The 13,424-nt window shown below is 42.0% G+C and carries 9 protein-coding genes; 8 read left to right on the forward strand and 1 reads right to left on the reverse strand.

What is annotated here, in order from left to right; all coding sequences use genetic code 11:
• Nucleotides 1–16 precede the first annotated feature (16 nt).
• Nucleotides 17–1,447, forward strand: coding sequence for a S41 family peptidase (locus FJU10_RS06685; RefSeq protein ID WP_140965440.1), 1,431 nt, complete (start codon nucleotides 17–19; stop codon nucleotides 1,445–1,447).
• Nucleotides 1,448–1,479: 32 nt separating this feature from the next.
• On the forward strand, nucleotides 1,480–2,028 hold the full coding sequence (lepB, locus tag FJU10_RS06690) for a signal peptidase I (RefSeq protein ID WP_086292763.1): 549 nt from the start codon (nucleotides 1,480–1,482) through the stop codon (nucleotides 2,026–2,028).
• Between the two features lie 134 nt (nucleotides 2,029–2,162).
• Here the strand turns inward: lepB and FJU10_RS06695 are convergent, their stop codons facing one another.
• The gene (locus FJU10_RS06695; protein ID WP_140965442.1) at nucleotides 2,163–3,647 is read right to left on the reverse strand and encodes a helix-turn-helix domain-containing protein; all 1,485 of its coding nucleotides are present in this window, start codon (nucleotides 3,645–3,647) and stop codon (nucleotides 2,163–2,165) included.
• A gap of 333 nt (nucleotides 3,648–3,980) precedes the next feature.
• On the opposite strand from FJU10_RS06695, the gene FJU10_RS06700 reads away from it, so the two are divergent.
• From FJU10_RS06700 to dprA, 6 genes are all read left to right on the forward strand, one after another.
• Complete coding sequence (locus FJU10_RS06700) at nucleotides 3,981–7,556, forward strand: SpaA isopeptide-forming pilin-related protein (RefSeq protein ID WP_140965444.1); 3,576 nt, start codon at nucleotides 3,981–3,983, stop codon at nucleotides 7,554–7,556.
• Nucleotides 7,557–7,608: 52 nt separating this feature from the next.
• The gene (locus tag FJU10_RS06705; protein WP_140965446.1) at nucleotides 7,609–9,477 is read left to right on the forward strand and encodes a SpaH/EbpB family LPXTG-anchored major pilin; all 1,869 of its coding nucleotides are present in this window, start codon (nucleotides 7,609–7,611) and stop codon (nucleotides 9,475–9,477) included.
• A gap of 22 nt (nucleotides 9,478–9,499) precedes the next feature.
• The gene (locus FJU10_RS06710; RefSeq protein WP_140965448.1) at nucleotides 9,500–10,405 is read left to right on the forward strand and encodes a class C sortase; all 906 of its coding nucleotides are present in this window, start codon (nucleotides 9,500–9,502) and stop codon (nucleotides 10,403–10,405) included.
• Nucleotides 10,406–10,828: 423 nt separating this feature from the next.
• Entirely contained in the window at nucleotides 10,829–11,695 is an 867-nt protein-coding gene (gene ylqF, locus FJU10_RS06720) for a ribosome biogenesis GTPase YlqF (protein WP_016613223.1), read from the forward strand.
• Nucleotides 11,679–12,443 (forward strand): ribonuclease HII, encoded by a 765-nt coding sequence (locus tag FJU10_RS06725; protein WP_140965452.1) that lies wholly within the window; start codon nucleotides 11,679–11,681, stop codon nucleotides 12,441–12,443. Before ylqF ends, FJU10_RS06725 begins: the two co-directional genes overlap by 17 nt.
• A gap of 68 nt (nucleotides 12,444–12,511) precedes the next feature.
• On the forward strand, nucleotides 12,512–13,390 hold the full coding sequence (dprA, locus tag FJU10_RS06730; RefSeq protein ID WP_140965454.1) for a DNA-processing protein DprA: 879 nt from the start codon (nucleotides 12,512–12,514) through the stop codon (nucleotides 13,388–13,390).
• The last annotated feature ends 34 nt before the right edge of the window (nucleotides 13,391–13,424 follow it).

Here is a 13,424-nt window from a genome sequence, read left to right on the forward strand (position 1 = left end):
CAGAGAGGTGTTGTGAATGAAAGGTTTAACGACGAGCCGATATATCGTTTCTCTCGTTTGTGTCGCAATTTTGTCAGGAGGCGGTGTCTATTTATGGCAAACGGCTCAGCAAAATCAGCAGACGACGCAACCGGTGACAGAAACGAGCACAGAAGCCAGCGGGATGGAGAAAATCCAGTCGCTATATGACCAGATCCTCGCGAATTATTACCAAGAAGTCGATGAGGATGCCTTGATAGAAGGCGCCCTACAGGGAATGACTGATGCGCTAGATGATCCTTATACAACGTATTTGAATCAATCGGATGCGGATAACTTAGAACAATCACTTTCTGGCAGTTTTGAAGGGATTGGTGCTACCTTGTCGATCGTGGAAGACTATCCAGAAGTCGCACAAGCCCCGATAAAAAATACGCCTGCTGAAAAAAGCGGCCTGCGAATGAATGACCGAATCGTCAAGGTAGATGGTGAAGATACGCAGGGTCAAGAATTATCTGAAGTCGTGGGTAAGATTCGTGGTGAGAAAGGGACGAAAGTCACCTTAACGATTCAACGTGGAGAGGACACATTTGATGTGGAGATTACTCGGGATGTGATCCCCATCGAAACGGTTCATGGAGAAATCGCTGAAAGTGATGAAACGATCGGTCGTATCGACATTACTTCCTTTGGTGAAAACACGGCAGCTGAGTTGAAAGAAACCATCACCGAACTTAGGGAAGCCGGTGCAAAGTCGTTTGTACTAGATTTAAGACAAAATCCTGGTGGACTGCTAGACCAAGTCCAGATCATGGCGAGTATGTTTTTGGAAAACGGTCAAACGATCGTGAAATTTGCCAATAACCAAGGGGTAATCAGTGAAACCAAAGCGAGTGAAACCTTGGACGAAGGATTCAAAGTCACAGAGCCGGTCGTTGTTATAGTCGATGGAGGCAGTGCCTCCGCATCGGAAATTTTTGCTGCAGCCTTGCAAGAATCAGCGGATATTCCAGTCGTTGGTACGGAAACCTTTGGTAAGGGGACTGTCCAGAATGTGAAGGATCTGGGGGATAACAGTGAATTAAAAATGACGGTCATGAAATGGTTGACCCCGAATGAAAATTGGGTCAATGATCAAGGTGTGATGCCGGATTATGAAGAGGACTATCCAGAATATGCGTATTTCCCGCCATTACCACGGGACCATGCTTTAAAAGCTGGCCAATCGTCAACGGCAGTCAACAATCTAAATCAATTTCTTAAAGCGTTGGGGTATTCAACCAGTGGTGATACCTTCAATGATGAGACGACCGCAGCTGTGCAGTCCTTCCAAGAAGCCCATGATTTAAAGGAAACTGGGGAAGTCGATGTAGACACGGCCCAAGCAATTGAAAAAGAAGTAACGGCGAAACTCAAAGCAGAGGACCCAGCATACTTAAAAGCACTGTCCTTGCTTTCTGAACAATAAACTAAGTGAAAAATTGGAGAGGAGGCAGACGTGTGGAGTCAAAAAAACTTTGGGTTGATCGTTTTTGGCTAGTAGTGAAATATGCGTTGATCGCTTTTGCAACAGCCTTCTTGATTCGGGCATTCTTGTTGATTCCAGTTCCTGTTGAAGGAAATTCGATGGAAGGAACTTTAAAACAAGGAGACATGGTGGTCATTGAGAAGATTTCGCCGATCCAACGTTTTGATGTCGTTGTTTTCCAGCTGCCGGATGGTTCGACCTATATCAAGCGGGTGATTGGCTTACCAGGTGAGTCAGTGAAATATGTCAATGATCAGCTTTACATTGATGATGAACCAGTAGATGAAGATTTTCTAGTGAAAAACCGTAGCAATGACCACGAGTCTGCTTCTTATACCAATGATTTTGATTTAGAATCTTTATTAGGCGTTGAGAAATTAGGGAAAGATAGTTACTTTGTCATTGGTGACAATCGACGTGCCTCCAAAGATAGTCGTTCCTTTGGACCAATATCAGGAGAGGCTATTTTAGGCAATGCTCGTTTTGTTTATTATCCATTGACCCATATTCGGTTGATTTAAACTATGTAATTATACACACAGACAAATAATGCATAACCCCTTGGATTCATCGATTGAATCCAAGGGGTTATTTGTATAGTTTTCAATCTTTTTCAAAAGACCTCCTTGCGTTTGCCGAAGTGCGCCAGTTGATTTTAACCCGTCAACTTTTTGATTTTTTCATTAAAAGCAGCCAGTAATTTCTGACAGAGATCTGTTTCAAAGTCATAATAGCGACAAAAATCAATGATTGCCGAATTCTTTTCGGTTGTATAGGGAGGGAAAAGCTGAGGCGCACTCAGGATATAAAAATCAAATGGTTCTTCTGTTGGCAGTGTGATCCGCTCTATCGCAACGAATGGTAGTCGCTCACATATATTAAAAACTTCCATTGAAACCAAATAATTGGATACATAGACGAAAGCAACTTTAAGCTTATATTTCTGTTCCTTTTCGATGTAAACGGGGTAAAGCAAACAGGCTTGATAAAAGGCAAGATCGGCATAACAGGTTTTCAACCATTCATAACCTTTACGATTTGCTATTTTACGCCAAAAACTTTGAATGGTATTTGTCAAAATCGTATGCAATGGGTATTTATCTTTGATCACGTTTGCTTCGAAAAAATTGGAAAGAGGGACTTTTTGCTTGAATATGCAAAATTTCAGCAAGGTAAGATATGTATTCATATAAAGAAACGATTGGTGATCAAAGTCAAAATCGCAGAGAAATTTTTGGCAATGGTCTTCAAATTCAGTCATCAGTTCTTTTAGTTCTTGTTTTTCATGCTTGTAACAATTTGCAACGATCGGCAGACGCACATCGTTTGCGGAAGTCAGCATCGGCCAGTAATAAAAAAGAAAAAACAATGAATTGATCTCAAGAATGTCTATTGCTGAATCAATGAGCTTAAAGAAAGCAGAAAAGAAATCAAGACTTTCGCAACTGGGAATAAAGGACTTATTCGTTAATTCATAAAGATTCGTTGAGTGACCATCCTTGATCCGGAAAAGACAAATTTTGCAATGGAGTAATGCTTCTTTTTTACCAATTTCATATTTACTTTGGTATTTTGTTCCTTCATAGGTAACAAATAACTCTTCGATCTCTTGATTAAATGCCTGTGCCAAACTATCTCCTAAAGAAATATGCCAGATAAAATTAAACAACAAGATGCGAATCACCATCTCTGAACCGGTAAGCGTCATGGCCGATTGATTTAAGGTTATGTTGAATTCCTTTAAATGATCCTGCAGCTTTTTAGTTTGTCGGAAACAAGTCGAACGGCTGATATAGTTTCTTTGGCAAAATGCCAGCAAGCTTTCATCTTGGTTGGTCAAGATACTTAACAACATTTTATAAGAAATACTTACTTGGGCTAAAAACTGCTGATATTGATTGTATTCAATCAAATTTTTAGGGAGACTGAGGGTGTTTTTATGTAATGAAAGATTTACTGGGGAAAGGTTTTGCAGGTCCTCTTGGATCGAGGAAAGTAAACTTTTCAATCTCGTTGTACTTAAATGGGTCAGATTTTTCACGAACTCTATGTTGTATTCACCCGGAGCAATTGATAATAATTTTCCGTAGAGTCCGATTTTGTCTAATGCTCGGGAATCTAAGAGTATTTTTTCAATCAAATGATCACCTTCTTATTTTAGTAATAACTTATTTATATAACTGTGTAAAGACACGTCTCAAAACTTTTGCTTTTTTTTATAAAAACTGAGACAAATCTTTCCAAAAAGTGTCTCATAAAGAAGAAAAATACAATGAGGATTTGAAAATTGTTGATTTTCTTCAGTTTTTAAATAACATAAACTGATTGGTTTTCATCATAAAACCTGCGCATAAATTCTGTTTAAATAACGCACGAAAATAAGAGTTTTCCCATTTTTCTGAAAATGAAAAAAAGCGGTGTATTGTTCTTCTTTTTTGTATGATCAGCTTGTAATTTGAAAGGAGGTCTTTTTATGTTTTTTGCAAAGAGACACCACTGGTTCTCTTTCATTTTCTGTATGTTAGGGGGGATATTATTCATCATCTATTCAGGTTTGCAAACAAATGGGACAGCAAGTGCACAAGAAGAAAATACGATCGCTATTACCGAAACGGAGCAGATCAAGCTGACAGGTCAACGGGAGGGCAATCAATTTACTTTACGTTATCAGCTATCACAAAAAAACAAGCAGCAACGCATCTGGCTGCAATTATATGCACTGGATGAAACGAAAGAACAACCGCTAACGAAAACGAACAACAAAGAGGTGGTTTTTATTGAGGATGAATCTGCACAGTCTTGGCTAACAACACAAGACTTCTTGAAAACACCCTGTGAACAAGAAGTAACGTTTCAACTACCCAATGAAACAAAAAAACTGAAGTTGGCGCTTCAGATTGAAGAATATGATCATGAAAATCAAGAGTCGCACAAATTGGCGTCTTTGGATGAATTGATGGTTGACATTCCGCTTGCGACAGAATCTGCTTCCTCAGATAGGGTGGAAGTCAGCTCAACTGATTCGCAAGCTGCAGAAACCGGCACGGAGTCAACTTCGGGACAAGTGTCGAATGAAGACTCAAAAGGTGTTTTTAACGAAGAAACGCAGGAAGAGACAAAGGAAACAGGAACGACGACAAGTTCTTCTGAAAATGAAACACTCATTGAACCGTTTAAACAAGAACGTCTTTATCAAAAAATGACCGTTTCACAGACTTTTGCTTCGATTGAACCAGATTATACGACAGACCAAAGCGGGACGTATCCTTCGGCGAATTGGAAAACCGATGAAAAGAGTAACGTCTTAAATCATCAGGGGAACAAGGATGCAGGAGAAACCTGGGATGGCGTAACTACATGGAATGGTGATCCAGAAAATGTGACCAACTCGTATATTGAGTATGGTGGTGTAGGTGACGAAGCAGATTTCGCTCTGCGAAAATTTGCCAAAGAGACGAATACCCCGGGACTATTTGATGTTTACCTAAATGTACGAGGGAATGTTCAACGTCAAGTCGATCCCATCGATGTCGTATTGGTCGTGGATTGGTCAGGCAGTATGAATGATATGGGACGCATCACTGAAGTAAAAAAAGGTGTGGATCGCTTTTTGAATCAAATTGAAGGAAGCGGCATTCAAGACAGTGTCTACATGGGCTATGTCGGTTATTCCAGTGATGGTAGCAATTACCAAAACAAAATCTGCCAATTAGGAAAATTTTCGGAAGTCAAAGAGACGATCCGGACCATGACACCAGAAACAGCAGCTGGGGGAACCTTTACCCAAAGAGGGCTGCGCCAAGCAGGGGATATGCTATCGACGCAAAATGGACATAAGAAAGTCATCGTTTTGCTAACAGATGGCGTGCCTACTTACAGTTACCATGTGTCCAAAGTGCAGACGCAAGCAGACGACAGTTATTTTGGAACCGCCTTTTCACTTACTCAAGATCAGCCCATGAATACATCGTTTATCCACAATGGGTATTTTGCACCTGATCAATACGGTAACTCTAAACGGATCGACAATACGTTTGTCGCTACGATCGGTGAGGCGATGGCGTTAAAAGAGCGCGGGATTGAGATTCACGGATTGGGGATTCAACTGCAAGGAGATCAAACAGCTGGGTATACAAAGGCCGATGTTGAGAACAAAATGAGACAGATGGTTTCTGCAGATGAAGAGGGGCATCTTTATTATGAGTCAGCCAATGAAGCAGCGGATATTTCCGACTATCTCGAGAAAAAAGCCCTTCATATTTCGGCGACAGTCACTGATGGAGAGATTACTGACCCCATTTCGCAGCCATTTTTATACGAAGAAAATAGCTTGTCCATCAAAAGTGTCGGTTCTGCTGATCTAACGGTGCAGCCTGAGGTCACGGTATCTGACAATACCCTCAACGCTTCTAGTCTTTATTTAGGCGAAGGACAGGAACTGCAAATTCATTATCAAGTGCGGATTCAAACAGAAGCAGCGGATTTTAAACCAGATACTTGGTATCAAATGAATGGTGAAACGGTGTTTTATCCGAATCATCAATCCGATCAAAAGGCATTGTTTGGTGTGCCATCTGCCAAAGCACCTGGTAAGGAGTTGACGATCAAAAAAGTCTGGGAGGAATACGATGGTGATGTGTCAAGTCGCCCAGAATCCGTTTATTTTGAAATAAGTAGAAGCCCGGTTACTAGCAAGGAGAGCTGGCAAACAGGATATCTCGAACTTACTGAGACCGATGCGCAAGATCAGACAACTTGGGAACGAAGCAAGGTTCCCGCGGTTTCTGAAAAGGATGGAACGAATTACGAAGAAACCCGTCTACTGCCGCTTTATAATAACCAAGGAGAAACTTTTGATTATCAAGTCACAAGTGAACGAACAGTGTCAGGCTATGAAGCGACAAAAGTGGACGCTTATACATGGAAAAACACAAAGATGTTTGTGCCCCTGGCATTAAACCTGATCAAAAAATCCGCTGTAGGAGAGGTGAAGTTGACAGGTGCCGTTTTTGAATTGACGGGGGCAGGGGAGACAGTGACCCTTGTGGATCAAGGGGATGGAACGTACGGGCTACCAGCAGATACTGCGTTGCAAAAAAGTCAGACGTATCGTTTAAAGGAAGTCACTGCACCGGCGGGACATCATTTAGCTGAGCAAACCCAGTGGCAGATTCATGTCGATGCGCAAGGGCATGCGACGATCGATGGGCAACCCGTCACACTGGTCGAGCATACGATTACCCTGGAGATCACCAATCCCTTTACAGAAATTCCAGTCGCTATTCGAAAATACACGGTACAAAAAGAGCAGCAAGTACTGTTAGCTGGGGCTGTCTTTTCTCTGCAACAAATAACAGCAGGGGGGGAATATCAAGAAATCGCCTCAGAAACGTCGGATGATGTTGGGATGGCTGAATTTACGATCCTTGAGCCTGGCGCTTATCGTATCTCAGAAACAGCCGGTCCGCTCGGATATGATACGGTTGCCGGTGACTATGAATTTGTCGTTGGTACAGACGGAAAAATCCAGTATCAAGGGGAAAACGTCGATGGGGATGCCAATTGTTGGACCCTTACCCATGGCAATCAGTTAAAACCTTTTGATTTAGTGGTCAATAAACAGGATGAACTGGGACAAGCACTTGAGGGGGCAAAATTCCGGCTAAGTGGAAACGGTCAGACGATCGAATTGCCCGAAGCCCAAGAATCACTGGCAGTATTCCATTTCCAGGAGCTAGCGCCCGGCAGCTATACCTTGGAAGAAATAGTTACTCCTGAAGGCTATGCAGGTTTAACAGCACCTGTCCAAATCAAGATTGAAGAGGATGGTCAAGTCTTTATCGATGAAGAACGACAACCGAATCTTCTTGTTTCTGGAGAAAAGAACAATCAAATAGAATTGATCGTCACCAATCAAGTGAAAGTGTCTCTTCCTGAAACAGGAGGGAGTTGGCATGGGTGGCTGGCGATTCTTTCAGCAAGTCTGCTAGTCCTTTTAGCTGGAAGCTATTTGTACGTTAAGCGCAAAGATAAGCCTTCATTAAAGTAATTCTTCCATTAGCGAAAGAAAAACAAAAAAAATTAGAAGAGAGGAAAGAACAATGAAAAAGATTTTTAATCATACGAAAATGGTTTGTCTCCTATTTTTACTTTTGCCATTTGTCTTTTTTGGAACAAAAAATCAGCAAGTATCCGCAGAGACCAATTTGGCACAGGTTCATCTGCATAAAAAGAAAATGGTCAATCTACCAGGTTCATTGATTCAAAATAGTGGGACCGAGATGGCAGAGTTTGATCAATACCAAGGGTTAGCCGATGTTACTTTTTCTGTCTATGATGTGACAGCAGCCTATTACGAAAAACGATCTGCAGGGGCATCCGTTGAAGAAGCTAAGCGTCAAGTCCAAAACTTGACGCCAGGTTCTCCTGTAGCTAGCGGGAAAACAGATACAGCCGGTGATTTGATTTTTGAATTGCCGAAAAAACAAGCCGATCGGGATGCTGTTTACACCATTGTGGAAGAACCTAAAGACGGCGTTACCTCTGCTGAGAATATGGTGATCGCCTTTCCTGTGTATGAAATGATCCAACAAGCAGATGGCTCTTATGTATATGGAGAAGAAGAGCTTGACACGATCCATCTTTATCCGAAAAATCTCGTCACAAATGAAGGAACGCTCCTGGTGAATAAGCGAGGAACGGGGGAAAACGAACCACTGAATAATGCGGAATTTGTTGTTTCAAAGCAAGAAGGAAACCAACAGACTAAGAAATATATTGTAAGTGCAGCCGATGGACTCTATACGTGGACGACCGACAAACAAGCAGCGTATCGTTTTTTAACAGGTAAACAATATGCTGCCGGAGACGCTGGTATCAATGTGAGTGAGAACCAAAAAGGACAGCTAAAGATTGCACAACTAGAAACAGGCGCCTATCAATTAGAGGAAACGAAAGCCCCAAGTCAAGCCGCCTTAATCGAGGAAGAAAGGATCAAGGATTTCACGATTGATTCAGGAAGTAACGTTACTGTTGAGCTAACAATCAAGAATGACACAACAAATGTTACCAAAACAACACCACAATTAGACGGAAAAGACGTGGAGATCGGCGAAAGAATCCAATATCACCTAACGGTCAATATCCCATCAGGTATTCAAGATAAAGTAGGAGCTGAAAACAAATACAAACATTTTCAATTGATCGATGCCCATGATCCAGCATTAACTTTTGAAAATACAGCTGAAGGAGAAACAGGCTATGCGTTGTATGATGGAGAGCAGAAAATCGACGCGACGAATTACCAAGTAACGGAAAAAGAGCATGGCTTTACGGTAACTATCAATCCAGAATTTTTGCCGCAATTAACGCCGGGAAATCAATTACGCTTTGTGTATTATATGTATTTAAATGAACAGGCGATGCCTATCAATGGCTTTACGAATGAAGCAAATGTTGAAACGGATTTCATGACGGATCAAACGCCTCCAAGCGTGGAAGTTTTGACAGGGGGCAAACGGTTTTTAAAAGTCGATGGGGCTGTGACCGCTACCGAAGCATTGGCAGATGCAGTTTTTGTTGTACGGGATCAAGACCATGATGAGGCCAACTACTTGAAAATCGAAGAGGGAACCAAACAAGTATCTTGGGTGCAAACAGCGGATGAAGCGACGAAATTTACCTCAGGTGCAGATGGATTAGTCGACATTATCGGGTTGAAATTTGGCACCTACTATTTGGAAGAAGTAAAAGCACCAAAAAATTATGTGCTGTTAACAAATCGCATCGCTTTTGAAGTCCATGAAACATCATATGGAACGAAAGAGCAATTGCTAGAACCTGAAAAAGTCCCTAACCGCCGCAAAGGAACTTTACCGGCAACTGGTGGTGTCGGCACGTATTTAATGGGCGCCATCGGAGTGGTGATCGTTGGTTTAGCTGGGTGTTACTTTGTAAAACGGAAAGGGTAAGTAAATGAGATGAAGATGCACGATGACGATCAAAAGGAAAAGAAATGGCGCGAAATCACTTACTAAAAAAGTGACTTTGTTGGATGTTTTAATGGGTATTTTGCTGCTGATAGGAGTCCTGATTATCAGTTATCCTTTTGTAAGTAATCAACTCAACACGTTTTTAGATCAGCAGTTGATCAGTTACTACCAAAGCCAAGCCAAAAAAATGAGTGAAATAGAAAAACAGCAAAAGAGGAACCAGTTGGAACGAACGAATCAAGAACTGGCACAGCGGGCAAGTACTCCTGGAATCAAAGAAACGCAAGCATCAGCAGAAACAAAGGACTCAGAATCAGTCGACACCCCTGATTACTATGAACGACATACGATCGGTGTTTTAAAGATCCCCGTAATCGATGTCGCTCTCCCGATTTTTGATCAAACCACCGATACGTTGTTAAAAAGAGGCGCAACATTATTGGAGGGCGCTTCGTATCCAATAGGTGGGGAAGATACCCATGCAGTTCTGTGCGGACACCGTGGGTTAACGAGTGCAACCCTCTTTACGGATCTGCCTAAGCTGCAGATCGGCGATGCGTTTTATATCGAAACGTTTGATGATACGTTGGCGTATCAAATAGATCAGATCAAAACGGTCGCCCCTGATGATACCGAAGCACTAAAAATTGTCAAAGGCAGTGATTATGTCACCTTACTAACCTGCACACCCTATATGGTCAATAGCCATCGTTTATTGGTTCGCGGCAAACGGGTTCCTTACAATGAAGAAAATGGAACAAATGCCGCAAAAAAAGCAAACCAGCAGGATTTGTGGGTGCTGCTAGTTGTAAGCACCATACTATTACTACTCCTACTGATGATTAGCAGAATCAAAAGAAAAAAACAGCATGATTTGATCACTCCCAGTGATAAGAAGCAAAGATAGCAGGTTTTCCTCTAGATCCACTAGAAAATGACTTGTTAACCTTACTCAGAACGAAACATGTCGTGTGAAATATGGTACAATAACGAAGATAAAAGGTAGTAAAAAGCAGTCGGTCTAATGGTAAAGGTGTCAGAAAAAAGGAAGAATGAGTGGGTAGACAAGCTTTTTCCAACCACTTCCCCAAAATTAAAAATCGAGAAAGCGCGTATGACGCATGAGAATCGCGCTGAAAGCTTTACCTATGCACCAGGTTGGAATAAGAACATCGTTGTAAAGAAATTTCAGCAAAATGCCCAGTGTGACTAGTATCTCTGATGGTTTTAGAGCAAATAGTCCTCGTTCTTGTCAGGTATATACTGCAGGGATTTAGATACTACTGTCTTTTTACCAATTCGAAGAAGTACCAAGGAGGAAAACGTTCAAATGACCATTCAATGGTTTCCAGGCCATATGGCGAAAGCCAGACGTGAAGTAAGTGAAAAATTAAAATTCGTGGATATCGTTTTTGAACTCGTGGACGCACGCTTGCCGATTTCATCCCGCAACCCCATGCTGGATCAATTATTACAGCAAAAACCACGATTGATCTTGATCAATAAAGCGGATCTAGCAGATCCCGTTCAAACCAAAAAATGGGAGCATTATTTCCAAGCACAAGGCTATTTAGCATTGGCGATCAACGCCCAAGACAATCAAGGCGTCAAAGCGATTGTCCCGACGGCTAAGCAAGTCTTGAAGGAAAAAATCGCTCGTGACAAAGCCAGAGGATTGAAACCCCGTGCGATTCGGGCGATGGTGATCGGCATCCCGAATGTCGGAAAATCAACCTTGATGAACCGCTTAGTAGGGAAGAAAATTGCTCAGACGGGCAATAAACCTGGTGTGACCAAAGGGCAGCAATGGCTGCGTTTTGGGACTGATCTAGAGCTGCTAGATACGCCCGGGATCTTATGGCCAAAATTTGAAGATCCAGAGATCGGCAAGAAGCTGGCATTGACCGGAGCGATCAAAGACCAGCTGATCCATTTGGATGATATCGCATTGTATGGACTTGATTTTTTCGCTCGTTATTATCCTGAAAGAATCGCCAATCGTTACCAATTAAAGGCGGAGGAAGAGGCGTTATTAGCGCCAGACCTTTTAATGAAGATCACGGAAAAACGTGGCTATAAAGACAATTATGATCGAGGAAGCGAACTTGTTGTCTTTGACATTCGGCAAGGAAAATTAGGCCGTTACACACTAGATCGAGTGGAGGAAATGGAAAGTCAAGATGAAACAATCGATTAAGACAATCAAAGAGCGATTATTTGATCCAACCTTTAATGACCCGGCATTTTTGCAGGAATTGCTAGCAGATGAACGCGCGGGGGTCCAAAAGCTGTTGCAACAATATGAGAAACAATTAGTCAAACAGCAGCTTTTGCGGGAGAAATATGAAGAAATGATGCGTTTTGAAAACGAAGCATTTAAACAAGGCGCCCGTTTTATCGCCGGTTTAGATGAAGTAGGACGCGGACCTTTAGCAGGACCCGTGGTGTCAGCTGCGGTGATTCTGCCTAAAGAATGCCAGATTTTGGGGTTGAATGATTCAAAACAGCTTTCTGCGAAGAAAAGAGAAGAACTGTTTATCGAAATTCAAAACAAGGCTGTTGCTGTCGGTATCGGTGTGGTTAGTCCTGAAGAAATTGATCGGATAAATATCTATCAAGCGAGCCGCCTGGCGATGAAAGAAGCTTTGATCGACTTAGCGGTCAAGCCGGAACATTTGCTCATTGATGCGATGACCATCGAGACCGATATTCCTCAACAAAGCCTGATCAAAGGCGATGCCCGCTCCATTTCGATTGCCGCAGCAAGTATCATTGCCAAAGTCTATCGTGACAATTTAATGAAAGATTTTCATGATGTGTATCCTTTTTATGGGTTTGATCAAAATGCTGGGTATGGGACCAAAGTTCATTTAGAAGGGTTAGCTGCCCATGGAATTTGCCCTATTCATCGAAAAACCTTTGCCCCAGTTAAACAATACCTATAAATTTCATCCATCCCTCTTTTTTTAGCGAATCTTATAAGTAAGATCACTAAGAAAAGAGGGTTTTGTTTATGAAGTATCAACAAGCAACAGATTTTGAAAAACAGTTGATAAAACTGTACTACTGTCAGGGAATCGGTCTGCAAGGCTGCTGGAAGATTATTTGGTATTGGTTGGAAACAAAAGAGATGCGTTGTTCGTTGGAAGAGATGATTGCCATCGGCGTCCTTCCACAGCATAGGACGGTTTTTCGGCGATCATGGGAACAATTGACAGAAGAGCACATCACACAAAAGATGGGGGAACAAAACTACCTCACCTTTTTTTCGGCGGAGTATCCGATGCTTTTAAGACAAATTGCGGACCCACCATTGATGCTTTTTTATGAAGGAAATCTGCAATTGCTGCAAACGCCCATGATTGGATTTGTCGGCGCAAGAACAGCTTCTCGCTACGCGCGTAAAGTTTGCGAAAAGCTGATTCCACCGCTAGTGACGGAAAATTATACGATCGTCAGTGGATTGGCAAATGGTGTTGACAGTTTTGCCCATGAATCAGCCATCAGAAATCGTGGGAAAACTATTGCCGTGATTGCGTCTGGGTTGGAGCATTGTTATCCTGCTTCTGCGTTTCCATTATTTCAGCAGATTCGTCAAGAACATCTAGTACTGAGTGAATATTCTCATGATACTAAACCGCAAAGACATCACTTTCCCTTGCGCAATCGCATCATTGCTGGTATTTCAAAAGGGATCTGTGTGATTGAAGCTAAAGAAAGAAGCGGTTCTTTGATTACGGCACAATTAGCAATGGAAAATGGCCGAGAAGTTTTTGCAGTACCTGGTGAAATGATTTCCGATCAGTCAAAAGGTTGTCACCACTTGATTCAAGATGGCGCAAAATGTACGATTAGTGTGTCAGATATTTTACAGGAGTTAGCCTTTTTTTGATTTTTCCAATCAACCTTCCTTGACAAACCTTTTC

Origin of the sequence: Enterococcus sp. OL5, from assembly GCF_006491895.1 — a bacterium.
GTDB classification, from domain to species: domain Bacteria; phylum Bacillota; class Bacilli; order Lactobacillales; family Enterococcaceae; genus Enterococcus_D; species Enterococcus_D innesii.

Excerpts from the sequence above, each read along its gene's own strand:
- FJU10_RS06685 (WP_140965440.1), top strand. The coding sequence starts at position 17 with ATGAAAGGTTTAACGACGAGCCGATATATCGTTTCTCTCGTTTGTGTC.
- FJU10_RS06700 (WP_140965444.1), top strand. The coding sequence starts at position 3,981 with ATGTTTTTTGCAAAGAGACACCACTGGTTCTCTTTCATTTTCTGTATG.
- FJU10_RS06705 (WP_140965446.1), top strand. The coding sequence starts at position 7,609 with ATGAAAAAGATTTTTAATCATACGAAAATGGTTTGTCTCCTATTTTTA.
- FJU10_RS06710 (WP_140965448.1), top strand. The coding sequence starts at position 9,500 with ATGACGATCAAAAGGAAAAGAAATGGCGCGAAATCACTTACTAAAAAA.
- ylqF (WP_016613223.1), top strand. The coding sequence starts at position 10,829 with ATGACCATTCAATGGTTTCCAGGCCATATGGCGAAAGCCAGACGTGAA.
- FJU10_RS06725 (WP_140965452.1), top strand. The coding sequence starts at position 11,679 with ATGAAACAATCGATTAAGACAATCAAAGAGCGATTATTTGATCCAACC.
- dprA (WP_140965454.1), top strand. The coding sequence starts at position 12,512 with ATGAAGTATCAACAAGCAACAGATTTTGAAAAACAGTTGATAAAACTG.